The organism is Amycolatopsis thailandensis, from assembly GCF_002234405.1.
GTDB classification, from domain to species: Bacteria; Actinomycetota; Actinomycetes; order Mycobacteriales; family Pseudonocardiaceae; genus Amycolatopsis; species Amycolatopsis thailandensis.
Genome location: NZ_NMQT01000057.1, coordinates 45,537 through 67,815, shown reverse-complemented (window position 1 = coordinate 67,815; position 22,279 = coordinate 45,537). Strand labels below are relative to the sequence as shown.

Genomic DNA, 22,279 nt, shown 5'->3' with positions numbered 1-22,279 from the left:
GCCCTTCCACGCCCATGGGCGCGAGACTCTGCTTCTCTGGCCAAAGGGACCAAGGAGACGGCAGTGACCCAGTACCTGATCTCGTTCGACGAAGGCGCGATGCAGATCTCCGAGGAGGACCTGCCCGCCGTCACCGATGCGTCGGTCGCGGTGGTCCGGGCGGCCATGGACGCCGGCGTGTGGGTGTTCGGCTGTGGCCTGACGCCCCGGGAGGGGACGAGCGTGGTGGCCACCGACGGCACGGTCACCGACGCCCCGCAGCCGGCGGGCAAGCAGTACCTCGGCGGATTCTCGATCGTCGACGTGCCCACGCGCGAGGAAGCGTTGCGGTGGGCGGCCGAGATCGCCGTCGCCTGCCGTTGCGCGCAAGAGGTCCGCGAGCTGCTGCCCGCTCCGGACGACCTCTGATCACGGGTGCCGTCCATCTGATCACGCGTGTCGTCCGCCTGACCACGGGTGCCGTCCGGCTGGGCACGCTTGAGCGCACGTCCAGCCGGACAACGCCGAGGCTGCCCCGGGGCGGACCGATGCGGCGATGACTATCAACGGACGTCAAGCGTGCGCAGCCGGACGTCGCCCGTGATCAGATGGACGACACGCGTGATCAGATGGACGTCAAGCGTGATCGGCGGGACACCGGCTAGCCGTGGACCGCGACGCAGAACTCGTTGCCCGCGGGATCGGCCAGCACCGTCCAGGCGATACCCGGCATCTCGTGCTCGTCGAGCTTCTTCGCACCCAGTGCGGTCAAACGTTCCACCTCCTTCTGTCTGTCTTCGGTCTGGAAGTCCATGTGGACGCGGTTCTTGGTGGTACGCGGTTCCGGCACCCGCTGGAACGCGAACACGGGCCCGGCCCCGGCCTTGGGTCGCAGGATCAGGAACTCGCCCTCGTAGTCCTGATCCACCTCCACCCCGAGCGCCTTCGTCCAGAACGCCGCGAGCGCGCGCGGATCCGCGCAGTCGATCGTGATCATGCCCAGTTCGATACCCATGGCGGAACGCTAGCGGCACCCACCGACAAAACCGGGTGCCCGCGATAACCGGTTGAACAGCCCCGGGGCGGGGTGACTACGCTGCGCAGAACGTCTAAGCACGTAATTCCAGCGAGGAGCCCAGAAGTGATCACCAGGATGTCGTCGTTGTTCCTTCGCACCCTGCGTGAGGATCCGGCGGACGCCGAGGTACCGAGCCACCGGCTCCTGGTACGCGCCGGCTACGTCCGCCGGGTTGCCCCGGGCGGCTACTCCTGGCTGCCGCTGGGCCTACGGGTGCTGCGCCGTATCGAGAACGTCGTCCGCGACGAGATGAACGCCATCGGCGCGCAGGAGATCCAGTTCCCCGCGCTGCTGCCGAAGGAGCCCTACGAGGCCACCGGCCGCTGGACCGAGTACGGCGACGCCCTGTTCCGACTCAAGGACCGCAAGGGCGCCGACTACCTCCTCGGCCCGACTCACGAAGAGCTCTTCGCGCTCACCGTGAAGGGTGAATACAACTCGTACAAGGACTACCCCGTCGTCCTGTACCAAATCCAGACCAAGTACCGCGACGAGGCGCGTCCCCGGGCAGGCATCCTGCGCGGCCGCGAGTTCGTCATGAAGGACTCCTACTCCTTCGACCTCGACGACGAGGGTCTGGCGAAGTCGTACGAGCTGCACCGCCAGGCGTACACCAAGTTGTTCGACCGCCTCGGCATCGAGTACGTCGTCGTGAAGGCGACCTCCGGCGCGATGGGCGGCTCGGCCTCCGAAGAGTTCCTCGCCGTCGCCGAGACGGGTGAAGACACCTACGTCCGCAGCACCGAGTCGGGTTACGCCGCCAACGTCGAAGCGGTCACCACGCCCGCGCCCGAGGCGAAGCCGGTCGACGGCCTGCCCGAGGCGAAGGTCCACCACACGCCGGACACCCCGACCATCGAGTCGCTGGTGACGTTCCTGAACGACGCCGGTCTCGGGCGCACTTTCACCGCCGCGGACACGCTCAAGAACGTCCTGGTGAAGACCCGCCAGCCGGGCGCCAAGGAGTGGGAGCTGCTGGCCATCGGCCTCCCCGGAGACCGCGAGGTCGACACGAAGCGTCTCGAAGCGTCGCTCGAGCCCGCCGAGTTCGAGCTGCTCGAAGAGGCCGACTTCGCCAAGAACCCCTTCCTCGTCAAGGGCTACATCGGCCCGAAGGCGCTGAAGGACAACGGCGTCCGCTACCTGCTCGACCCGCGCGTCGTCGACGGCACCGCCTGGGTCACCGGCGCCGACGAGCGCGACCACCACGTGGTCGACCTGGTCGCTGGCCGCGACTTCACCGGTGACGGCACGATCGAGGCCGCCGAGGTCCGTGAAGGCGACGCTTCGCCCGACGGCAAGGGCACCCTGGTCGCCGCGCGCGGCATCGAGATCGGGCACATCTTCCAGCTGGGCCGCAAGTACGCCGACGCGTTCTCGCTGGACGCGCTGGGCCCGGACTCCAAGCCCATCCGCATCACCATGGGTTCCTACGGCGTCGGCGTCTCGCGGCTGGTCGGCGTGCTCGCCGAGCAGAACCACGACGACCTCGGCATCGTCTGGCCGCGCGAGGTCGCGCCGTTCGACGTGCACGTGGTCATCGCGGGCAAGGACGAGACGATCGCCGCCGGCGCGGAGAAGCTCGCCGCCGACCTGGACGCCGCCGGGATCGAGGTCGTCCTCGACGACCGCAAGGCGTCCCCGGGCGTGAAGTTCGCGGACGCCGAACTCGTCGGTGTGCCGACGATCCTCGTCGTCGGGCGCGGTCTCGCGAACGGCGTCGTCGAGGTCAAGGACCGCCGCACCGGCGACCGCGAGGAGATCGCCGTCGACGCGGTCGTGGAGCACCTGGTCAAGCTCGTCCGTTCCTGATGGGTCTGTTCGGCAAGAAGCGCGGGGATTCCCCGGGCTACGAGGACAACGCGGCGCTGGACGGGTTCGGGGGCTATCAGCCCTCGGACTCGCCCGGCTACTCGCCCGCCCCGGAACAGGCCGAACCGAAACCAGCGCCGGCAGCCGAACCCGCGCCGGAGCCGCAAAAGCCCGCGAAGCAGCCGATGTCGCGAAGCGGGCGAAGGGCCATGTACGGCTTCTTCGCCACGCTCGGCGTCATCGCGGTCGCCGCGCTCGCGAACAACAGTGACCGCTCGTCGGACAGCAGCTCTCCGACTCCCCGGACCCCGACCGTCTACACGCCTTCGCCGCGCGTCGTCGCGCCGCCGGTGACCGAAGGCTGGCAGTCGGTGGCCGGGGCCGACGGTCAGGTCGCCTACGACGTCCCACCGAACTGGACGCCGAAACCGGGCACGGTCCACGGCTGGGAGAAGGGCGCCCTCGTCCCGGGCATCTCCATGTTCTCCAGCGCCTTCGTCGGCGACGGCTACTGCCCGCAGGTCAAGGGGAGCAGGGTCGGCGGCAGCGGGATGACGACCGTGAAGGTCGCCGACGCGGCCGCCGCGGCGAACAAGGCCGTCAACGATCTCGCGGTGAGCGCGTACAACCCCGACGCGGGCCCGCTTTCGGCCAAGATCGCCGTCGAACCGCCGCAAGCGACGGAGTTCACGCTGGGCACCGGCAAAAAAGCCCCCGCGAGCATCGTCATCGCGGAGGTGACCCTCGGGTACGCGGCGCCCTGCACCCCGAAGCGTGCCCTGGTCGGCGTGCAGGCGGTGGACATGGGAGACGCGTCCGCCGCCCTGCTCGTCTATTCGGATCAAGACGAACAGGGCAGCGCGGACCGCGAGCAGATCCTGAAGATCCTCAAGACCTACCGGGGTGTGCCGGAAGCGGACCGTAAGACCATCACGCCGCCGCCTTCGACGTTGCGCTGATCTCTTTGGGGCTGGGGCTTCTTGCCCGAGCGCGCGAGCTTCGCCAGCCGCAGGAGCCCGGTGTTCGGCAGGTAGGCCCGGCCGAGCGCGATCCCGATCCGCGGCAGATCCGCCTCGTCGCGGAACGCCAGGTACAGCGGGACGTGGCGCGGCTGGAACTTCGCCTTGAACGCGTGCAGCGAACGGAACCCGTAGAACGGCTCCATCATCGTGCCGAGCGCGTCCAGCACCCGCTCGACGGCGTGCGCGGGTTCGCCGGAGCTCGCCAGCGGGGCGCCGGACAGCGAAACGAACTTCGCGCCTTCATCGCGGAAGGCCAGGCACGACGACGCGATCAGGAACTCCATCGACGGGCGGAAGCCGTCGGCGCGTTTGCGCATGACGTCGAGCGTCCAGCCGCCGATGGCACCCGCGCCGGTGTAGACCGGCATCCACGACGTCACGCCGTGGACCACGCCGTCGGCGTCCACCGCGAGGCCGACCCGGGTCTCGGGGTCCATCGCCTCGTCGACCCCGCCGAGGGTGAAGCCCATTTCCGGCATGCCCTTGTCGCTGATCCACTCCTCGGAGATCGCGCGCACCTGCGAGATCACCGCGCGCGGCTGGTCGGCGAGCCGGACGAGCCGGAACTCGATGCCGTCCTTCTTGGCGCGGTTGAGCGCGGTCCGCACGTCCTGCCAGCGCTTGCCGCGGAACTCCAGCGTTTCCAGTTCGATCAGGGTGTCCTCGGCGACCTGGACCTGCTTCCAGCCGAGTTCCTCGGTCTTCGCGGTGGTGTCGCCGGTGGCGGAGAACAGGCACGGCACGAGACCGGTGTTCTCGCACATCGTGATGAACTCGGCGATCGTCCGGTCGGCGGCGCCGTCCGGGGCGATCGGGTCGCCGAGGGCGATGGCGACCCCGGCGTGCCGCCGGTAGGCGAGGTAGGACTTGCCGTCCGCGGCCACGAAGTACGAGTTCTGCGGCCACGTCGTCATCCACGAAAGCGTGCTTCCGCCGTGACGGCTGAGCAGCGTGCGGGCCAGCGCGGGGTTGCCCATCCGGCCGAGACGACGGCGTTTCCGGCGCGACGGCACGCGGAAGGCGCCCCGCGACGAGACCAGCAACGCGAATTCGACCGTCCACAGGAGGTTGTCCACGAAGAACAGCGGCGGATCCATCAGTTCGCTCTCGTCACCGAAGATCTCCGCCAGCGTGAGCACCCCGCCGTAGACCATCACCTGAAGGATGACGAACGAGGTCAGGATCATCGCGCACCACCAGGCGACCTGGCTGCCCTTGCGCAGGCCGTTCATGATCGGCACCACGATCAGGCACAGGACGACGACTTCCCAGGTGGACAGCGAGAGCTCCTCGGACGAACCGAAGGGACCGTTGCCCGGTACGAAGGACATCACCAGTTCGGCGACCGTCAGCACCAGCAGGCCGGCCACGACGTAGAACCGCCACTCGCGCAGGCTCGGCCGTCGTTCGCGGCCGGATTCCTTCGAACCGAGGAACTTGCGCCCGAACGGCAGGGCCAGGACGAGGGCGAAGAAGTGCACGAGGTCGGCGAGGGTGCCGACGAAGATGATCGCGATCCCGGCGTAGACGCACAATCCGGCGCGCAACCGCAGGCGCCACGGCGGGCGCAGGGTGGCGCTGGCGACCGCGACCGCGGCGAGCGCGCCCCCGGAGAACCCGACGTCGAGGCTGCCCGCGACCCGTTCCGCCCACTCCCAGCCCGAGTTCCGGCTCAGCGCCAGGAACTGCACGGCCACCAGCACGCTGACGAACTGGCCGCCGATGGTCACGGCCATCGCCCGGCGCGTCCCGAGCCGCCACTCCGCGAACCCGGCGAACAGCGCGAAGCTGAGCACCATCGGCAAGTAGTACAGCGGGACGACCGCGAACAGCGGTCCGGTGAGCACGGTCCACCATCGGCCTGATTCGAGTGACGGCAGCCCATACGCGATGTACGGGTACACCGCGCGGTCCTCGGCGGCCGACCAGAGCGCGCCCGTGGCCAAGGCGAGCGCGAGCATGGTCAGCGTGACGAGGGTGGTGAAAGGCAGCCGGTGCCTCAGCACCGTGGCGATCTTGTGCGTCCGGCCCGGCGCGGCCGTCCCGCTTCCCCCTTTTGGCATGGAAATCAAATTAGGCGCGGGAGCCGGTCCGGCACATCCGGCACCGGACCCATCTTTCCCTTAGGGGAGTGCTACTCGCGACGGATGGTCCCACCCATCTTGAGGACGATGTCCCTGGCGACGGCGTCGGGGATTCCCTGGTCCGCCAGTACCAGGAGGACGTGGTAGCGGCCGGATCCGGGCAGGGCGCGCAAGGGGAGGGCGATCGCGGTGATCGCGACCGACGGGGCCGGGCAGGGCCCGTCCGGGGCGGGGACGACGGTGGTGGTCACGGCGGTGGCCGTCGCGCCGCCGTCCAGCATCTTCACCGGGTCCGCCTTGCCGATTTCGGTCTTCGGGGACCGTCCTTCGCCGAGAGAGCCGTACGCGGCTTCGGCCCATCGCAGGGTCGTTTCCTCCGCCGCTTGGGCGGTGCCGCCGACCTCGCCTTCGTCGATGGTGGTGAATCCCGCCATCGCCCGCGCCGCGAGGTCGGAGGCCGGGCAGAAATCGCGGTGGTAGCGGGCGACGCCTTGCAGGGTGACGAGGTCACCGGCCGGCGTCTCGTACCCGACGGCGACGTCCGGCTCTTCGAGTTTCCAATCCGGCGGGACGTCGAAAACGAGCGGGTGATCGTCGGACTGGACGGGTTGCCAGCCCGCGATCACGGGCTCGATCCTGGTGGGCATCACCGGGTCGGGAAGGACGAGGCTCGGCGCGGGCGGTGGCGGCGCTGTCCTGGCCTGGTACGTGGCCGTCGTGCCGACCGCGAGGACGACGATCAGCCCGATGACGCCCAGCGTCGGCCTGAGGCGGAGACGGCGGCGAGCCGGGGCGGGATCCCGGACGACCGGGATCGGCCCGGTCCTTTCGGTCTCGGCTTCGAGTGGCTGCCCGGTGAGCGGATCGACGAACCACGTTCGCGGTTCGTCGGAGCGCTCACCGGGGTCGGTCATGGCTGCGGCCTCAGACTCGCGAGGATCTTTTGCGCGTCCGCGTCGGGAAGCGCGTCGGGTGTGCCCTGGTCGATGGCCATGACGAAGCAGATAGTCTGCTCGCCGGATTTGAACGCGGCCGAGGTGATCTTCACGCTCGGCGCCCGGCACTCTTCGGTCTCGGGCGGGGTGAACGTCCCGGTCGAACTGGTCGCCTGGATCGCCCCGTTCGCGATCGGGACCTGCTTGACGTCGGGCATCGGGACGTCGGCCTTGCCGGTGGCGGCCTGGATCCAGAGCCGCACAGCGCCCCGGGCGGCGTTTTCGACCGGGATGTCGCCCGCGGTGGCGAAGCCGACGACGCCGCGGTTCGAGCCCCGGGCATCCGGGCAGGCGCCGAGTTTGTATGTCGACGCCTCGTGGATGACCATCTTGAACTCGCCCTCGTTGTAACCGACGATCTGGCCCGGCTTGGTCTCCCAGCCGGACGCGGGAAGGTCGTAGGCGGTCTTGTCCTTGGCTGACAGGATCCCCTGCCAGCCGGGCGTCGTCGAGGGCACTTCGTTGTCTTTCGGGGCACCGCTGCTCGTGGACGGCGGTTTCGACGCCGAGGACGAGGGTGGCACCGGCGCGGACGAAGGCGGCGGACCGGCCTGAGGCTGTGGCTCGTCGCCGTCACGCAGGACGAAGAAGAGCGTGGCGCCGACGGCGATGACGAGGACGAGCGCGCCGAGGCCGATCCAGAGGCCCTTCTTGCTCTTCTTCGGCGGCTCCGGCGCGAATCCCTGGTACGTCTGCTGCGGGAACTGCTGGTAACTCTCGTACGGCTGCTGAGGTTGCTGCGGGTACTGGCTGTACTGAGGCGGATTCTGCGGCGGATACCCCTGCTGCGGGGGTTGCTGCTGATAGGGCTGCTGAGGTTGCTGCTCCGGCCAGCCGTTGCCGCCTGGGTATGCCATGGAGCGAGCTTAGTTGGCCTCCCCGAGCACGGCCGCGCGCACCGCTGCCAGGTCGGACAGGTCGCCGAGCACGGTGTGCGCGCCCGCGTCGGCCAGTTCCTCCGCGCTGAACTGCCCGGTCGCCACGGCCACCGCGACGGCGCCGTTGTCGAGCGCGGCCCGCACGTCGTCCGGGGTGTCGCCGATGACGACGACCGATTCGGGCACGAAATCGGTGCCGTGTTTGGCCGAGGCCTGGCCGACGGCGGCGGGCACCAGATCGGGCCGGTGCGCCGAGAGCGAGCCGTAGCCGCCGATCTCGAAGTCCACGTGTTCGTGCAGGTCGAACGCGGTCAGCTTGTGCACGGAGATCTCCGGCAGGTTCCCCGTGACCAGCGTCTGGACGACGCCGCCGTGCCGGGCGAAGGCGTTCAGCGCGTCCTTGGCGCCAGGAAGCGCCCGGCCGTTCGAGGACAGCGTCGGCGCGTGACTTTCGGAGACCGCGATCAGCGCGAGCCACAGCTTGCGCACGTTCTCCTCGGTGGGTTCGACACCGTGCGAGGTCAGGATGTCCGCGCTGATGGCGCGTTCGGTGCGGCCGCCGAAGTTCGGCAGCGCCCGCAGCTCGACGCCCGCGACCTCGGCGAGCGCGGCCGTGTACCAGGCGGCACCCATGCCGCGCAGGTCGACGAGGGTCTGGTCGATGTCCCAAAGCACTAGCCGATGCGGAGTAGTCACGCGGTCGACGGTACCGGTGAGCTTATTCAACGTCTGTTGACTTCCTGGGGGTGGACGCCTACCTTGACAGCTAATTCAACAAGTGACGAATAAATGGAGGACGGTCATGCCGAACCGTCGCCCCGCCGGGGCCTTCGCTTTGCTCGCCGCGGTGGCCGGTGCGCTGGTCGCCGTCGTGCTCGGTTTTCTCACCTTCGGCGCGCAGGCCACCGTCGCGCCCGACGGTCTCCCCATCGCCGTCGCCGCGCCGCCGGGGCCGCTGCAGGTGGCCGCGAACGGGATCGCGTCCCATGGCGGCGGTCCGGTCTCCTGGCGGATGACCTCGCCCGAGGAAGGCCGGAAACTGCTGGAGGACAAGGAGGTCTACGGCGTCCTCGAACTCCCGTCGACGGTCGTCGTGTCCGGGGCGGTGAACCCGTCCGGGACACAGATCGCGCAACAGGTCCTGACCGGCGCCGCACAGGCGACGGGTGGCACGCCGAAGGTCGAAACGCTGCACCCCGCGAGCGTCGCGGGCCGGACCGCGCCGCTCGCGCTGAGCGCGCTGGCGTGGGTCGGCTGCCTGGCCGCCGGTGCCGTGCTGATCGTGGCCGGACGGCGGATCGGCCGGGACGCGGGAGCCGGCGCGCGCTTCACGCAGATCGTCGCGGCGGGGGCGCTGGTGACCGGCGTCCTGGCCGGATTCCTGAAACTGTGGGACTCCGCGCTCCCGCTCGGCTGGGACGTCCTCGGCTTCCTTTTCCTGGCCTCGACCGGGTTCGCCGCCTTGCAGGCCGGTCTGCTGCGGCTGCTCGGCGTGCGGGCGATGGCGATCCTCGGCCCGCTGTATCTGGTCGCGCCCGCCGTCGCGGGGCAGGTGCCGGAGCTGCTGAACCCCGCCTATCGCGCGGTGCTGTGGTCCTGGACGCCCTTCCGGTTCTCCGCGGAAGCGCTCCGGAGCCTGTTGCAGGGCGTGCCCGGAGCGCCGGACGTCGCGACCGGGGTGTGGGTGCTCGCCGGGCTGCTCACGGCCGGGCTCTTGCTCGCGCTGTGGCCGGGCAGGTCAGCCCTCCAGCAGGCTGAAGCGGACACGCCGGACCGGGTTGTCCAGGTTGGTGTCCACTAGGCAGACCGACTGCCAGGTGCCCAGCGTCATCACGCCACCGAGCACCGGGATCGTCGCGAACGGCGGCAGCAGCGCGGGCAGGACGTGGTCACGGCCGTGACCGGGACTGCCGTGCTGGTGCCGCCAGCGGCCGTCGCGGGGGAGCAGTTCGTCGAGCGCGGTGAGCAGGTCTTCGTCGCTGCCCGCGCCGGTTTCGAGGATCGCCAGCCCGGACGTCGCGTGCGGGACGAAGACGTGCAGGATCCCGTCCTCGGCGTCCGCGTCGCGAAGGAAGGTCTCGGCGTCCTTGGTCAGGTCGTGCACCACGGCCACGCTGCCGGTGCGCACCTCGATCTCCGTGGAGTACATACCCGTCACGGTAGTGCCCCGAAGCGCGCGACGTAGTGCCAGACGCGTTTGAGGGCTTGCGGATCGAGGTGGCCCGCTTCACCGAGCACCCGCGGGTCGAGATGGCCGTCTTCGGCCAAAGCCAGGCCGAGTTCGACGAATTCCGGACCGCGGTACGCGGGATGCCGCTCGAGTTCTTCGGTCGGCAGGCGGAAACCCGGATGCCATTCGACAGGGCAGTCCAGCCGGAGCGCGGCCTTTTCGACGTCGGTTCCGCGATGACTCGGGTCGAGCACGAGGGCTTCGACGTCCGTCGCGAGATCGACAGGGCCGTGGACGTGCGCCTCGACGTAGTCGTCGAGAAGGTCCGTCTCGTCTCGCTCTGCCATCGCGATCAGTGCGGAAACCCTGGTCCCGTAACCGAAATCCGCCGGATCCAGCACGCTGTCCGGATAGCAGAACGTCGTCCGCGCGACGGTGTGCGCGGCCATCCGGAAGTGGGCCGAGCCGAACCTCGGCGCGCCGCCGGTGGGACGGCGGCGGAAGTTCAAGGCACCGTACTTCGGCCGCTGGGCGGGCGACACGTCGTCGTAGACGCCGCCGAACATCCGGCTTTCCCAGCGCCAGCGGGCTCCGCCGGGGTGCGCGGTCAGTCCGCCGTTGCTCGTGCCGGTTTCGAATTGGTTGCGGTAGCGGCCGTCCTCGGCCATCGCCGTCAGTACCGAACGTCCGTCCACTGTGGATCTATCGGGATGGAAGTGCAGTGTCACCGGCAGCCCGGCCTCGTGCCCGCCGCGTGCTTTCGCCGCGACGTGTGCGAGGGCCCGGGAGTACATGCCCCGAGTATCAGGCGTGCCGCCGGGCGAGGGCGACCAAATATCGGACCGGCTCGTCGGTCGGGTTGACGTAGGCGCACTGCCGCGGGGTGCCGAGTTGCAGGCAGTCGCCCGCGTCGAGTTCGTGGTCGACGTCGCCCTCGCGGAAGCGCAGATGCCCGTCGAGCACCCAGATCTGGTGGTGGGTCAGCGCGTAGGTGTGGGCGGGGAAGGCGACCTCGGCACCGGCGGGCAGGACGACCTCGACCAGTTCCAGCGGTCCGCCGAGGGACGGCGACACCGCGCGGCGCACGTACCCGGTGTCGGGGTCGGTCCAGGTCGGCTGATCGGCCAAGCGCGCGAGCCGCCGGTCGCCGTGTTCGGCGCGCGCGATCAGTTCGGACAACGTCATCCCGAGCGCGGCGGAAAGCCTGCTGAGCAGGACGGCCGTCGGCTGCGCCTCACCGCGTTCGATCTTGCCGATCATCGCCCTGGACACGCCCGAGGACTCGGCGAGGGCGTTGGCCGAGAGGTTCTGGTCGAGTCTCGCGGACTGGAGCGTCGCGGCGAGCGACGCGGACAAGGGATCCGACATGCTGCTTACTATAGTGGCAGCCTCGGTTACTATGGTTGCCATGGTGATCAGGGAAGCGACGGAAGCCGACGCGACGGCGTGCGCGGAGATCTACGCGCCGTATGTCACCGACACGGTGATCTCGTTCGAGACCGAGCCGCCCAAGCCGGACGAGATGGCCGAGCGCATCGCCAAGGCGCAGCGATCGCACGCTTGGCTCGTCCTCGAAGACGACGAAGGCCGCGTCGCCGGCTACGCCTACGGAGGCCCTTTCAGCGGTCGTCCGTCCTACCGCTGGTCTTGCGAGGTTAGTATCTATCTGGAGCTCGGCCGCCGGAGGACCGGTGGTGGCCGCGCGCTCTATCAGGCGCTGCTGGACACGCTGGCGGCGCGCGGTTTCCGGAACTTCTGCGCGGGGATGGTGCTGCCGAACGACGCGAGCGCCGGGCTGCATCGCGCGCTGGGGTTCGAGCCGGTGGGGACCTATCGGCGGATCGGGTACAAGCACGGGGCGTGGCGGGATGTCGCGTGGGTGCAGCTTTGCCTGCCGGCACTCACCGGGTCACCTACCGAACCCCGTTGAGGCGTTGCGGTCACCGTTTCCGCTGTCCGTGAAGGCCCCCTTGAGGGACCCAGAGTCCCTCAAGGAGGCCTTCACGGACTTCATTCGCAGCCGAGTGGGCGGAGGAGCGACCAGGCTCGGTGGGCAGCGGACTGACGTTGCGAAAGCCACTTTCGCAACCTTCAGCGTTGCGAAAGCCACTTTCGCAACACCATGCCTGCCCGGCGAGAGACCACATCGGACAAAGGATGCCGTGAAGGCCTCCTTCACTACCCTCAAGGTAGGAAAGGAGGCCTTCACGGACAGCGGAGGCCTCCCTTAGGACTCCAGGTACCGAAGCACCGCGAGAACCCGCCGGTTGTCCCCCTCGGACTGAGGCAGCGCCAGCTTCCCGAAGATGCTCGAAACGTACTTCTCCACCGAGCCCGCCGAGAGGAACAGCGCCGCCGCGATGGCCGAGTTCGACCGGCCCTCGGCCATCAGCCCCAGCACTTCCCGCTCCCGCGGCGTGAGCCCGGCGAGCGCGTCCGTCTTCCGGGTGGCGGTGAACAGCTGGCTCACCACCTCCGGGTCGAGCACGGTCTCACCTTCGGCGACCCGCCGGAGCGCGTCGAGGAAGTCCGAAACCTCCGCGACGCGGTCCTTCAGCAGGTAGCCGACGCCGCCCGCGCGGTCGGCCAGCAGTTCCGTCGCGTACTGCGTCTCGACGTACTGCGAGAACAGCAGGATCGCGCACCCCGGCACTTCGGCGCGCAGCGCGATCGACGCGCGCAGTCCTTCGTCGGTGTGCGTCGGCGGCATCCGGATGTCCACAATGGACACGTCCGGCCGATGCTCGCGCACCGCCGCGCACAGGCTTTCGCCGTCGGCGACGGCCGCGACGACCTCGTGCCCCCGAAGGTTCAGCAGTTCGACGAGCCCCGCCCGGAGGATGGCCGAATCCTCCGCGATCACGACGCGCACGCCGCCCCCTATTTCCGTAAAGGTATTTCCGCGCTGATCACCGTAGGTCCTCCCGGAGGACTGTCGATGTCGAGCCTGCCGTCCACCGTCGCGAGCCGTTCGGCGATCCCGGCGAGCCCGCCACCGCGTTCCGGCCTGGCCCCGCCTTCGCCACCGTCGCGCACCACGAGCCGCAAGGCGTCACCGACGATACCGACGTCGACCTCGATCGCGGCGGAAGTGTGTTTCGCGGCATTGGTCAGCAGCTCGGCGACGGTGAAGTAGGCGATGGTCTCCAGCGACGGCGACGGCCTGCTCGGCAGGTCCACGCCGATCCGCGCGTCGATGCCCGAGCCCGCGGCCAAAGTGGACAGCGCGACGTCGAGGCCGGCGTCGAGCGCGGCGGGGTGGATGCCGCGGGCGAGGTCACGCAGTTCGACCAGCGCCTGTTTCGCGTTGGCGTGCGCGGCGGTGACCAGGGCGGTGACCTGCTCGATGTCGCCGTCGCCGCCGGACAGCTCGTCCTTCGCGATGCCGAGCTTCATCGCCAGCGCGACCAGCTGGGCCTGCGCGCCGTCGTGCAGGTCGCGTTCGATCCGGCGTAACCGCCACGTCGCGTCGTCGACGGCGCTCGCCCGGCTGCGTTCGAGGTCACGCACGCGTTTGGAGAGGTCTTCGGCGCCGAGGATCCCGCGCACCAGCAGCCGGTCGAACTCGGTCAGCCCGTGGACCACCCACGGCATCGCCAGCAGCACGGCCAGCCCGGTGAGGGCGAGCGGCAGGGTGAGGGGCCAGGCGCCGACGTGAAGGTCGAACGTCGGCATGGCTTCACCGTTCAGGGTGAACCAGAAGAACGGGTACGTCAGCGTGCTCACGGCGTACACGAACAGGACCGCGACCAGGAAGAACTCGATCAAGGCCACCGGGAGCCGGATCAGCAGGTAGGCGATCGACCGCCAGCCGCTCGGGTCCGCGATCTTGCTCTTGATCCCGTTCCACAGGCCCGGCCGCAGCTCGGGCCGGGCGGGCGCGGTGACCGTCGTCCCGAGCAGCATCCGTGACAGGCCGATGTGCGCGGAGCCGATCAGCCGCGCGCCCGCCACGACGCCGATGAGCACCGGCAGCCCGACGGTGAGCAGGCTCAGGGCCGTCCCGAAGAGGAGCCCGAAGACGACGAGAACGGCGAGCACCAGCGTCAAGGGCGCGCCGATGATCACCCAGGCCAGCTCTCCCCAGTACGCGCGGTTCAGCTGCGAGCCGAGGACGCGCCCGGGAAGGGCGAAACGGGTGATCACGGCTTCAGCTTGCCGTGACCACCCGCCCCACGCCCATCCAGGTTTCCCTAGTCTTCGCGGGTTTCGTCCGCCTGCGCGCGCTGGGACGCCTCGCGCATCTCGATGACGTCCGTGAGCCAATCGCCGGTCTCGCGGGCGATGTCCCGGATCGCGCCGGTGATGATCGTCGCGATGTTGCCGATATGGGTGGCCGCGGACTCGGTGACCTCTTGGACCACGTCCTTGGTGCTTTCGAACTGACCGACCATGTCAGACACCTTAAGCCGCTCGGAGGGTCTTGTCGCTCTCCACGGTAGCCGGAGTGCGGGGCTCGCCGTTCCACGGAAGGGCCAGTTTCACGATCTTCTTGGCCACCGAGAACAGCTGCTTGTGCAGGGGACCGGTGTTGTACGGGAGGCCGTACTTCTCGCAGATCGCCCGCACTTCGCCCGCGATCTCCGGGTAGCGGCGCGCCGGGATGTCCGGGAACAGGTGGTGCTCGATCTGGTGCGAGAGGTTCCCGGTCATGACGTGGAAGAGCTTGCCGCCGGTGATGTTCGCCGACCCGAGGATCTGCCGCAGGTACCACTGGCCCCGCGACTCGTTCTCGGTCTCCTCTTCGGTGAAGCTCTCGACGTCGGCGGGGAAGTGCCCGCAGAAGATGATCGAGAACGCCCACAGGTTGCGGGTCAGGTTCGCGGTCGCGTTGCCGAGGAAGGTCAGCGGCGCGAGCGGACCGGTCAGCAGCGGGAAGAGTACGTAGTCCTTGCCGACTTGGCGGCCCGCCTTGCGCACGATCTTCTTCAGCACCGGAACGTTCTCGGCCCAGGTGCGCTCGCCCTTCGCGACCCTGTCGACCTCCAGATCGTGCAGCATGACGCCCCACTGGAAGAACAGCGCGAGCAGCGTCGCGTACACCGGGTTGCCCAGGTAGTACGGGTTCCACTTCTGCGCCGGATCCATCCGCAGGATGCCGTAACCGATGTCCCGGTCCTTGTCGAGGATGTTCGTGTACGTGTGGTGGATGTAGTTGTGGGAATGGCGCCAGTTCTCCGACGGCGCGACGGTGTCCCATTCGAACTTCTGCGAGCTCAGCGCCGGGTCACGCGTCCAGTCGTACTGACCGTGCATGACGTTGTGGCCGATCTCCATGTTGTCGAGGATCTTCGCCACCGAAAGCGCGGCGACGCCGGCGACCCACGCGGGCGGGAAGAACCCGGCGAACAGCAGTCCGCGGCCGGCGACCTCGAGCGCGCGCTGCGTCTTGATGACGTTGTGGATGTAGTCGACGTCGACCTGGCCGAGGTCGGCGACGATCCGCTGCCGGATCTCGTCCAGTTCGCGGCCGAAGTCCTCGACCTGTTGCGGGGTCAGTTTGTCCTGCAAGCCCGTCATGACCGGTCCTTTCTAAGCGTTGATCTCGACGTCCCCGACCGGGACGGAGATGCAGAGCTGGATCTCTTCGTTCTCTTCGCTGGAGGTCTCGCCCGTCTTGGCGTTGCGCACGCAGCCGGAGGTCTTGATCTGGGTGCAGGAGAAGCAGATGCCCATCCGGCAGCCGTGTTCCGGGCTGAGTCCCGCGTCTTCGGCCTGCTCCAGCAGCGGTTTCCCGGAGTTTTCGAACTCGCGGCCGCTGCGCGCGAACCGGACCTGCCCTTCGGCGTTCTCGGTGTCGAAGGTGAGCGCCGGTGGCGTGAACTCCTCGGTGTGCAGTTGTGCACCGAGGCCGTCGGCCTCGAACGCCTCACGGACCGAATCCATCAGCGGCTTCGGGCCGCACAGGAAGGTCTCGGCGTCGGGGTACCACGGCGCGGCCTCCGCGAGGTGCTCCTTCGAGAAGAAGCCGTGCAGGTCGCCGCCGGTTTTCGCGTGAGTGAACGCGTGTACCACGCGCAGGCCGGGCAGGCGGCGGGCGAGGTCGGCGAGCTCGGCGCGGTAGAGCGCGTCGTCGGCGCCGTTGGAGTAGTGCAGGAAGGCGACGTCGCCCTCGTGCTTCTCGTCCGCCAGCGTGCGCAGCATCGACAGGACAGGCGTGATCCCGCTCCCGCCGCTGAGCAACAGGATCCGCCGGGGCCTCGGCGACGGCAGGGTGAACTCACCGTCCGCAGTGGACAGTCCGAGGACGGAGCCCGTGGTGATCGTGCGGTTCAGATGCCGCGAAACAAGCCCCTGCGGGTCGGCCTTGATGGTCAGTTCCAGTGAGCCGTCGTGCTCCGAACCAGCGGGTGAGTAGCAACGGGTCCGGCGGACGCCGTCGATCTCGACGGTCACCCGCACGTACTGGCCCGCGACGTGACCCCGCCAGGCCCGGCTCGGCCGGATGGTCAGCGTGACCGTGTCGGGTGTCTGCCTCCGGACGCCGGTGACCAGGCCGCGGATCTCGCGGCGGACCAGCATCGGATCGACGAGTTCGAGGTAGCGGTCCATTCCGTGGGGCGTGAGCAGGGCCTCGGCCAGCGAGGCCAGCCGCCTGGCCCTGCGCGGTACCAGTGCCGTCATCACTTTCTCCCAATTTCGGTGAACGCTTGTACACTCAACAGTGAAGTGGCGAAGATCCCGCTTGTCAACGTGAGAGGACGGCGATGTGACGTGGGTGATACCGCGGAGGCGATTACGCTGTCGGTCGTGACAACTGAGCCCGTTTCCCGGCAGGAGCGCAAACAGCGCACGCGTCAAGCGCTGCTGGACGCGGCGCTCGACCTGGTCGCGGAACGCGGGTTCTCCGGACTCAGCCTGCGCGAGGTCGCGAAACAGGCCGGGATCGTGCCGACGGCGTTCTATCGCCATTTCGCGTCGATGGACGAACTCGGTGTGGCGCTCGTCGAGGAGTCCATGCGCACCCTGCGCACGATGATCCGCTCCGCGCGCACGAGGCCGTCGGCGTACAACGACATGATCCGCTCGTCCGTGCGCGTGCTGCGCGAGCACGTGCGGGCGCACGAGGACCATTTCCACTTCCTGACCAGGGAGCGGTACGGCGGCACCGGCCCGGTCCGGCAGGCGATCGGCTTCGAGCTCAAGCTCTTCGTCAGCGAGCTCGCCGTCGACCTCGCGCGGTTCGACTTCCTCCGTGACTGGAGCACCGAGGATCTGCACCTGCTCGCCGACCTGATCGTGACGACCATGCTCACGACGGTGCTGGAGCTGCTCGAAACACCTTCACGTGACGACGAGATCGTGCGCACGGCCGAACGGCGGCTGCGGTTGATCTTTCTGGGCGTGCCGAACTGGCGGAGTGTTCCGTAACCGGCGAAACCCTTGCTCCGTAAGTGGGGCTGAAAGCGTCCTTCACCGCATGACACGCGGTGAAGGACGCTTTCGTCACATCGGACGAGGGGAAAGCCCCCTTCGCCACGCCGTGCTTGAATCCGGAACTCGCGTGCTTGAAGGCGGATCTCGCGTGCTTGAGCCCGGATCTCGCGTGACTGGAGGCCGCACTCGGTGTTCCGCCCCCGATCACGCGAGTTCCGCTCCCGATCACGCGAGTTCCGCCTTCAAGCACGCGAGATCCGGCTTTGATCACGCGAGTGCGGCGCAGCGTCACGGCCGCTCCGACCCGCCTTATGACGTCGCCCACCTGGATCGATGGCTGGATCGATCGTGATGAGCGATGTCACGGAAAGATGCCGTCCGGATACGTTCAGCCAGGAAAGTTGTCGGTCGGACGTGGTAAACAGTGCGGGTTCGTGTGGTCCTCTCCAGCGAGGAGGTCGCCTGTGGCGGCAGAAAACGAGCAGCTCACGGTCGGTGTTGTCCGGGAAACCGGACAAGGTGAACGCCGCATCGCGCTGGTACCGAAACTCATCGAGCGCGTCTCCGGACGCGGACTGCGGGTGGTGGTCGAGCCCGGCGCGGGCGCCGGCGCGCTGCTCGCCGACGAGACCTTCGAGCAGGCGGGTGCGGTGATCGGCGATCCGTGGGATGCCGACATCGTGGTGAAGGTGGCGCCTCCGAGCGCGGCCGAAGTCGCGAAGCTCAAGCAGGGCACCATTCTCATCGGCTTCCTGAATCCACGGGGTGATCCCGAGGGGATCGCGGCGCTGGAATCGGCGGGCGTCCGCGCTTTCGCCGTCGAGGCGATCCCGCGGATCTCCCGTGCGCAGGCGATGGACGCGTTGTCGTCGCAGAGCAGTGTCGCGGGTTATCGCGCCGTATTGCTGGCCGCGGAGAAACTCACGCGCTTCTTCCCGATGCTCACCACCGCGGCGGGAACCGTGCCGCCGGCCAAGGTGCTCGTGCTCGGCGCGGGCGTCGCCGGGCTCCAGGCGCTGGCGACGGCGAAACGGCTCGGCGCGCAGACCACCGGGTACGACGTCCGGCCCGAGGTCGGCGAGCAGGTGAAGTCACTCGGCGCGAAATTCCTCGAACTCGGCATCGAGGCGGTCGGCGAAGGCGGGTACGCCCGCGAGCTGACCGAGGAGGAAAAGGCCGAGCAGCAACGCAGGCTCACCGAGGCGATCACGAAATTCGACGTCGTGATCACCACCGCGCTCGTCCCCGGCCGCAAGGCGCCGACCCTCGTCACCGCCGACGCGGTGAAGGGGATGCCCGCCGGTGGTGTCGTGGTCGACCTCGCCGGCGAGTCCGGCGGCAACTGCGAACTGACGAAACCGGGCGAGGAGGTCGTCGAGTACGACGTCACCATCTGCTCGCCGCTCAACCTCGCCGCGGAGATGCCCGCGCATTCCAGCGAGCTCTACGCGCGCAACGTCACCGAGTTGCTGGAACTGCTCGTCGACTCCGAAGGCAAGCTCGCGCTCGACTTCTCCGACGAGATCGTCGCCGGGGCCTGCGTGGCCGGCGCCGTCGCAGCCGAAGAAGAAGAAGGAGGCGAGTGATGCTCGTAGGCAGCTTGGCGATCCTCGTACTCGCCGGATTCGTGGGATTCACCGTCATCTCGAAGGTGCCCAACACCCTCCACACCCCGCTCATGTCGGGGACCAACGCCATCCACGGCATCGTCCTGCTCGGCGGGCTGATCGTGCTCGGCCTCGGGGTCGACGGCGTACTGAACAAGATCCTGCTGGTGATCGCGATCGCCTTCGGCACGATCAACGTCGTCGGCGGTTTCCTCGTCACCGACAGGATGCTCTCGATGTTCAAGGCGAAGAAGCCGGAAGACGGTGGTGACAAGTGACGACCTTCATCGCCGTCCTCTACATCATTTCCTTCGCACTGTTCATCTACGGCCTGATGGGCCTGACCGGTCCGCGCACCGCGGTCCGCGGCAACTGGATCGCGGCGGTCGGCATGGGCATCGCGGTGATCGCGACGCTGCTGACTCCGGGCATGAGCAACTGGCTGCTGATCGCGCTCGGCGTCGCGATCGGTGTCGTCGTCGGCGTGCCGTCCGCGCGCAAGGTCAAGATGACCGCGATGCCGCAGATGGTGGCGCTGTTCAACGGCGTCGGCGGCGGGGCGGTGGCCTTGATCGCCTGGGTCGAGTTCCGCACCACCGAGGGCTACGCGCACGAGCCGGCGTACGTCGCGATCGCGTCGTTGTTCGCCGCGATCGTCGGTTCGGTCTCCTTCTGGGGCTCGAACATCGCGTTCGGGAAACTGCAGGAACTCATCTCCGGCCGCCCGATCACCCTCGGCAAATTGCAGCAGCCGGTGAACGCGCTGGTCCTGATCGCCGCGATCGTCTTCGCGGTCGTCATCGCCACCGGTGGCAGCGCCGAACTGCTGATGATCGGCCTGCTCGTCGCGGCGGGCATCCTCGGTGTGGTGGTCGTGCTGCCGATCGGCGGCGCGGACATGCCGGTCGTGATCTCGTTGCTGAACGCGCTCACCGGTTTGTCGGCCGCGGCCATGGGGCTCGCGCTCGACAACACCGCGCTGATCGTGGCGGGCATGATCGTCGGCGCCTCGGGTTCGATCCTGACGAACCTGATGGCGAAGGCGATGAACCGGTCGATCCCGGCCATCGTCGCCGGCGGGTTCGGCGGCGGCACGACGGTCGCGAGCGGCGGGTCCGGCGAGGTCCGGCCGGTCCGCAGCACCAGCGCGTCCGACACCGCGATCCAGATGGCGTACGCCAACAAGGTCGTGGTCGTGCCCGGTTACGGCATGGCCGTCGCGCAGGCGCAGCACGTGGTCCGCGAGATGGCGAAGCTGCTGGAGGCCAAGGGGATCACGGTCGCGTACGCCATCCATCCGGTCGCGGGCCGGATGCCGGGGCACATGAACGTGCTCCTCGCCGAGGCCGACGTCCCGTACGAACAGCTCAAAGAGATGGACGAGATCAACTCCGAGTTCGCCCAGACCGACGTCGCGCTGGTGATCGGCGCGAACGACGTCACGAACCCGGCCGCGGAGACCGATCCGGGCTCGCCCATCTACGGGATGCCGATCCTCAAGGTGAACCACAGCCGGTCGGTGATCGTGCTCAAACGCTCGATGAGCTCGGGCTTCGCCGGCATCGACAACGAGCTCTTCTACGATGCGAAGACAAGCATGCTCTTCGGCGACGCCAAATCGTCGGTGGGCGAGATCGTGGAGGAACTCAAAGCACTGTGACCGGCCCCTCGGAAGTCGTCGCCGCGTTCGACGACCCGGCCGACAACCTCGCGTTCGACGAAGCCCTCCTGCGCGCCGCACCGGAGGCGCCGGTCCTGTGGATCTGGCGCAACACCGACAGTGTGGTCGTGGGGCGGGGGCAGAAGATCGAACGCGAGGTCAAGGCCGACGTCTGTACGAGCGACGGGGTCCCGGTGCTGCGCCGGGCCAGCGGCGGTGGCACGGTTTTCCATGATCCCGGCAACCTCAACATCACCCTCGTCCTGCCAGGGCTCGGGTTGTCCGGGGAAGCCGTCAAACCGCTCGAAGCGCTCGGGGAACTGATGACCGCGACGGTGGCCGAACTCGGGCTGCCGTCGCGGCTCGGTGATCGGGGACTGTTCGTCGGTGACTCGAAGCTGTGCGGTTTCGCCGTGTTCCGGACGAGGACGGGCTTGCTCGCGCATTCCACCCTGCTCGTTTCGACCGCGGCCGAACGAGTCGGCCGGTACCTCACTTCGGCGCCTTCCGACCCCCGGCCACTCGACTCCCACCGGAGCCCGGTCGCGTCGCTCGCCGAACACGGCCTGCGCAAGGGTGTTGCCGAAGTCACGGACGCAGTCCGGGTGGCGGCGGCCGCGCAACTGGGTGAACTCACCACCCGGAAGCCCTCGCCCGGGGAGCTGGAGTGGCACAGCTCGCTCCAGCGCACGAGGTATCACTACCCGGAATGGCATTCCGAGGGCGCTCAGCGCAAATGACCGAAAACGAAAAAGGCCCTTTCGCGGAAATCGCGAAAGGGCCTTTTTCGGTGAGCTATTTTTCGGTGGCCGAGAAAGTGACGGCGGGCACCTTGCGGGCGGCGCGCGTGGTCTTCTTCGGCTCGGCTGTCTTCTTCACCGGCGTCTTGGTCGCGGCTTTCGGCGCAGCCTTGGTGGCGGTCGTCTTCGCGGCCGCGGCCTTCGGGGCGGCCTTCGTGGACGCGCTCCTCGCGGTGGTCTTCGGCGCTGCCTTGGCCGGGGTCTTCGCCGCGGCGGCGGCCTTGGCGCGACCGGCCGGAGCCTTCGCGGTGGTGGCCTTCGCCGCCGTGCCACGGGTCGACTTCGCCTTGGCCGCGGTGGCCTTCGCCGTGGTCTTGGCGGGAGTCTTGGCCTCCGCCTTGGGAGCGGCGGGCTTCTTGGCGGCGGCGGGCTTGCGGCCGGCGACACCCTTCGCGGCGGGCTTGCGACCCGGCTTCGCGGCCGTCTTCGCCTCGGCCTTCGCGGCGGTGGCGGCGGTCTTCGGGGTCGACTTCGACACCCGGGCGCCCTTGGGGCGCTGCACGACCCGGGGCCGCAGTTTGCGTCCACCGATCCGGCGGCCGTTCTCCACATAGGCACTCAGGATCTCCCGGAGTGCGGTGGCGTTGTCGGCCGAAAGGTCGATGTCGTAAGCGATTCCGTCCAAACCGAAAGCGACCGTTTCTTCGGCCGCCTCGCCGGTCAGATCGTCCAGCAAATGAACAGCAGTGTTCCTGGCCATGAAAAAACCTCCCGCGCTCGATCGTTCCACTGCGTAACCGGCACGGTGAACCCTGAACCCGCGGCTGATGACTCACGCAGCGACACGAGGATAGCGGCAGGTTGCGCGAAGCTGCGC

24 protein-coding genes are annotated in these 22,279 nt (G+C 68.6%); 10 read left to right on the top strand and 14 right to left on the bottom strand.

Going from position 1 to position 22,279, the window contains the following annotated elements; all coding sequences use genetic code 11:
- The first annotated feature begins 63 nt into the window (after positions 1 to 63).
- Positions 64 to 408, top strand: coding sequence for a YciI family protein (locus CFP71_RS16655; protein ID WP_093934763.1), 345 nt, complete (start codon positions 64 to 66; stop codon positions 406 to 408).
- Between the two features lie 232 nt (positions 409 to 640).
- Here CFP71_RS16655 and CFP71_RS16650 read toward each other — a convergent pair whose 3' ends face one another.
- Complete coding sequence (locus tag CFP71_RS16650; protein ID WP_093934762.1) at positions 641 to 994, bottom strand: VOC family protein; 354 nt, start codon at positions 992 to 994, stop codon at positions 641 to 643.
- Positions 995 to 1,120: 126 nt separating this feature from the next.
- Between CFP71_RS16650 and CFP71_RS16645 the strand changes: the two genes are divergently transcribed.
- Together CFP71_RS16645 and CFP71_RS16640 are read left to right on the top strand one after the other, a co-directional pair.
- Positions 1,121 to 2,869 (top strand): proline--tRNA ligase, encoded by a 1,749-nt coding sequence (locus tag CFP71_RS16645; RefSeq protein ID WP_093934761.1) that lies wholly within the window; start codon positions 1,121 to 1,123, stop codon positions 2,867 to 2,869.
- Entirely contained in the window at positions 2,869 to 3,828 is a 960-nt protein-coding gene (locus CFP71_RS16640; RefSeq protein WP_093934760.1) for a DUF8017 domain-containing protein, read from the top strand. The genes CFP71_RS16645 and CFP71_RS16640 overlap by 1 nt, the downstream gene beginning before the upstream one ends.
- Here CFP71_RS16640 and CFP71_RS16635 read toward each other — a convergent pair.
- The 4 genes from CFP71_RS16635 to CFP71_RS16620 all read right to left on the bottom strand — a co-directional run bounded on the left by CFP71_RS16635 (position 3,765) and on the right by CFP71_RS16620 (position 8,523).
- A complete protein-coding gene (locus CFP71_RS16635; RefSeq protein WP_093934759.1) occupies positions 3,765 to 5,954 on the bottom strand; it encodes a bifunctional lysylphosphatidylglycerol flippase/synthetase MprF in 2,190 nt (729 codons plus the stop codon). The genes CFP71_RS16640 and CFP71_RS16635 overlap by 64 nt on opposite strands.
- A 71-nt stretch (positions 5,955 to 6,025) precedes the next feature.
- On the bottom strand, positions 6,026 to 6,889 hold the full coding sequence (locus tag CFP71_RS16630; RefSeq protein WP_093934758.1) for a DUF8017 domain-containing protein: 864 nt from the start codon (positions 6,887 to 6,889) through the stop codon (positions 6,026 to 6,028).
- A complete protein-coding gene (locus CFP71_RS16625) occupies positions 6,886 to 7,827 on the bottom strand; it encodes a DUF8017 domain-containing protein (RefSeq protein WP_093934757.1) in 942 nt (313 codons plus the stop codon). Before CFP71_RS16625 ends, CFP71_RS16630 begins: the two co-directional genes overlap by 4 nt.
- A gap of 9 nt (positions 7,828 to 7,836) precedes the next feature.
- Positions 7,837 to 8,523: an HAD hydrolase-like protein gene (locus tag CFP71_RS16620; RefSeq protein ID WP_093934756.1), complete on the bottom strand. Its 687-nt coding sequence runs from the start codon at positions 8,521 to 8,523 to the stop codon at positions 7,837 to 7,839.
- Between the two features lie 127 nt (positions 8,524 to 8,650).
- Here CFP71_RS16620 and CFP71_RS16615 point away from each other — a divergent pair, with 127 nt between their 5' ends.
- Entirely contained in the window at positions 8,651 to 9,649 is a 999-nt protein-coding gene (locus CFP71_RS16615; RefSeq protein WP_093934755.1) for a YhgE/Pip domain-containing protein, read from the top strand.
- Here CFP71_RS16615 and CFP71_RS16610 read toward each other — a convergent pair.
- Genes CFP71_RS16610 through CFP71_RS16600 form a run of 3 tightly spaced genes read right to left on the bottom strand, consistent with a single transcriptional unit; the run spans position 9,587 to position 11,386 of the window.
- Positions 9,587 to 9,997 (bottom strand): secondary thiamine-phosphate synthase enzyme YjbQ, encoded by a 411-nt coding sequence (locus CFP71_RS16610; protein ID WP_093934754.1) that lies wholly within the window; start codon positions 9,995 to 9,997, stop codon positions 9,587 to 9,589. The two genes, CFP71_RS16615 and CFP71_RS16610, sit on opposite strands and share 63 nt — an antisense overlap.
- Positions 9,998 to 10,002: 5 nt before the next feature.
- Positions 10,003 to 10,812: a DUF3626 domain-containing protein gene (locus tag CFP71_RS16605; RefSeq protein WP_208635970.1), complete on the bottom strand. Its 810-nt coding sequence runs from the start codon at positions 10,810 to 10,812 to the stop codon at positions 10,003 to 10,005.
- 10 nt (positions 10,813 to 10,822) lie between these two features.
- Complete coding sequence (locus tag CFP71_RS16600; protein WP_093934753.1) at positions 10,823 to 11,386, bottom strand: helix-turn-helix domain-containing protein; 564 nt, start codon at positions 11,384 to 11,386, stop codon at positions 10,823 to 10,825.
- 31 nt (positions 11,387 to 11,417) lie between these two features.
- Here CFP71_RS16600 and CFP71_RS16595 point away from each other — a divergent pair, with 31 nt between their 5' ends.
- Positions 11,418 to 11,948, top strand: a complete 531-nt coding sequence (locus CFP71_RS16595; RefSeq protein WP_167406151.1) for a GNAT family N-acetyltransferase — start codon at positions 11,418 to 11,420, stop codon at positions 11,946 to 11,948.
- A gap of 297 nt (positions 11,949 to 12,245) precedes the next feature.
- On the opposite strand, the gene CFP71_RS16590 is transcribed toward CFP71_RS16595, so the two are convergent.
- Genes CFP71_RS16590 through CFP71_RS16570 form a run of 5 tightly spaced genes read right to left on the bottom strand, consistent with a single transcriptional unit; the run spans position 12,246 to position 16,642 of the window.
- Positions 12,246 to 12,890, bottom strand: a complete 645-nt coding sequence (locus tag CFP71_RS16590; RefSeq protein WP_093934752.1) for a response regulator transcription factor — start codon at positions 12,888 to 12,890, stop codon at positions 12,246 to 12,248.
- 8 nt (positions 12,891 to 12,898) lie between these two features.
- Positions 12,899 to 14,164 (bottom strand): sensor histidine kinase, encoded by a 1,266-nt coding sequence (locus CFP71_RS16585; RefSeq protein ID WP_093934751.1) that lies wholly within the window; start codon positions 14,162 to 14,164, stop codon positions 12,899 to 12,901.
- A 47-nt stretch (positions 14,165 to 14,211) separates the two neighbouring features.
- Positions 14,212 to 14,412, bottom strand: a complete 201-nt coding sequence (locus CFP71_RS16580; protein ID WP_093934750.1) for a hypothetical protein — start codon at positions 14,410 to 14,412, stop codon at positions 14,212 to 14,214.
- Between the two features lie 10 nt (positions 14,413 to 14,422).
- On the bottom strand, positions 14,423 to 15,538 hold the full coding sequence (locus CFP71_RS16575) for a fatty acid desaturase family protein (RefSeq protein WP_093934749.1): 1,116 nt from the start codon (positions 15,536 to 15,538) through the stop codon (positions 14,423 to 14,425).
- 12 nt (positions 15,539 to 15,550) lie between these two features.
- On the bottom strand, positions 15,551 to 16,642 hold the full coding sequence (locus CFP71_RS16570) for a ferredoxin reductase (protein WP_093934748.1): 1,092 nt from the start codon (positions 16,640 to 16,642) through the stop codon (positions 15,551 to 15,553).
- A gap of 90 nt (positions 16,643 to 16,732) precedes the next feature.
- Between CFP71_RS16570 and CFP71_RS16565 the strand changes: the two genes are divergently transcribed.
- From CFP71_RS16565 to CFP71_RS16545, 5 genes are all read left to right on the top strand, one after another.
- Positions 16,733 to 17,389: a TetR family transcriptional regulator gene (locus tag CFP71_RS16565; RefSeq protein WP_093934747.1), complete on the top strand. Its 657-nt coding sequence runs from the start codon at positions 16,733 to 16,735 to the stop codon at positions 17,387 to 17,389.
- A gap of 470 nt (positions 17,390 to 17,859) precedes the next feature.
- The gene (locus tag CFP71_RS16560) at positions 17,860 to 18,981 is read left to right on the top strand and encodes a Re/Si-specific NAD(P)(+) transhydrogenase subunit alpha (protein WP_093934746.1); all 1,122 of its coding nucleotides are present in this window, start codon (positions 17,860 to 17,862) and stop codon (positions 18,979 to 18,981) included.
- Positions 18,981 to 19,280: an NAD(P) transhydrogenase subunit alpha part 2 gene (locus CFP71_RS16555; protein WP_007032801.1), complete on the top strand. Its 300-nt coding sequence runs from the start codon at positions 18,981 to 18,983 to the stop codon at positions 19,278 to 19,280. The genes CFP71_RS16560 and CFP71_RS16555 overlap by 1 nt, the downstream gene beginning before the upstream one ends.
- Complete coding sequence (locus CFP71_RS16550) at positions 19,277 to 20,662, top strand: NAD(P)(+) transhydrogenase (Re/Si-specific) subunit beta (protein WP_093934745.1); 1,386 nt, start codon at positions 19,277 to 19,279, stop codon at positions 20,660 to 20,662. Before CFP71_RS16555 ends, CFP71_RS16550 begins: the two co-directional genes overlap by 4 nt.
- Positions 20,659 to 21,402: a lipoate--protein ligase family protein gene (locus CFP71_RS16545; RefSeq protein WP_093934744.1), complete on the top strand. Its 744-nt coding sequence runs from the start codon at positions 20,659 to 20,661 to the stop codon at positions 21,400 to 21,402. The genes CFP71_RS16550 and CFP71_RS16545 overlap by 4 nt, the downstream gene beginning before the upstream one ends.
- Positions 21,403 to 21,457: 55 nt before the next feature.
- On the opposite strand, the gene CFP71_RS16540 is transcribed toward CFP71_RS16545, so the two are convergent.
- Entirely contained in the window at positions 21,458 to 22,162 is a 705-nt protein-coding gene (locus CFP71_RS16540; protein WP_093934743.1) for an Lsr2 dimerization domain-containing protein, read from the bottom strand.
- Between the last annotated feature and the right edge of the window lie 117 nt (positions 22,163 to 22,279).

What these genes read in the sequence shown, in the direction of transcription:
- CFP71_RS16615 (WP_093934755.1), top strand. Translation starts at nt 8,651, where the DNA reads ATGCCGAACCGTCGCCCCGCCGGGGCCTTCGCTTTGCTCGCCGCGGTG.
- CFP71_RS16570 (WP_093934748.1), bottom strand. Translation starts at nt 16,642, where the DNA reads ATGACGGCACTGGTACCGCGCAGGGCCAGGCGGCTGGCCTCGCTGGCC.
- CFP71_RS16650 (WP_093934762.1), bottom strand. Translation starts at nt 994, where the DNA reads ATGGGTATCGAACTGGGCATGATCACGATCGACTGCGCGGATCCGCGC.
- CFP71_RS16595 (WP_167406151.1), top strand. Translation starts at nt 11,418, where the DNA reads ATGGTTGCCATGGTGATCAGGGAAGCGACGGAAGCCGACGCGACGGCG.
- CFP71_RS16600 (WP_093934753.1), bottom strand. Translation starts at nt 11,386, where the DNA reads ATGTCGGATCCCTTGTCCGCGTCGCTCGCCGCGACGCTCCAGTCCGCG.
- CFP71_RS16605 (WP_208635970.1), bottom strand. Translation starts at nt 10,812, where the DNA reads ATGTACTCCCGGGCCCTCGCACACGTCGCGGCGAAAGCACGCGGCGGG.
- CFP71_RS16630 (WP_093934758.1), bottom strand. Translation starts at nt 6,889, where the DNA reads ATGACCGACCCCGGTGAGCGCTCCGACGAACCGCGAACGTGGTTCGTC.
- CFP71_RS16540 (WP_093934743.1), bottom strand. Translation starts at nt 22,162, where the DNA reads ATGGCCAGGAACACTGCTGTTCATTTGCTGGACGATCTGACCGGCGAG.
- CFP71_RS16640 (WP_093934760.1), top strand. Translation starts at nt 2,869, where the DNA reads ATGGGTCTGTTCGGCAAGAAGCGCGGGGATTCCCCGGGCTACGAGGAC.
- CFP71_RS16575 (WP_093934749.1), bottom strand. Translation starts at nt 15,538, where the DNA reads ATGACGGGCTTGCAGGACAAACTGACCCCGCAACAGGTCGAGGACTTC.
- CFP71_RS16625 (WP_093934757.1), bottom strand. Translation starts at nt 7,827, where the DNA reads ATGGCATACCCAGGCGGCAACGGCTGGCCGGAGCAGCAACCTCAGCAG.
- CFP71_RS16635 (WP_093934759.1), bottom strand. Translation starts at nt 5,954, where the DNA reads ATGCCAAAAGGGGGAAGCGGGACGGCCGCGCCGGGCCGGACGCACAAG.
- CFP71_RS16555 (WP_007032801.1), top strand. Translation starts at nt 18,981, where the DNA reads ATGCTCGTAGGCAGCTTGGCGATCCTCGTACTCGCCGGATTCGTGGGA.
- CFP71_RS16610 (WP_093934754.1), bottom strand. Translation starts at nt 9,997, where the DNA reads ATGTACTCCACGGAGATCGAGGTGCGCACCGGCAGCGTGGCCGTGGTG.
- CFP71_RS16580 (WP_093934750.1), bottom strand. Translation starts at nt 14,412, where the DNA reads ATGGTCGGTCAGTTCGAAAGCACCAAGGACGTGGTCCAAGAGGTCACC.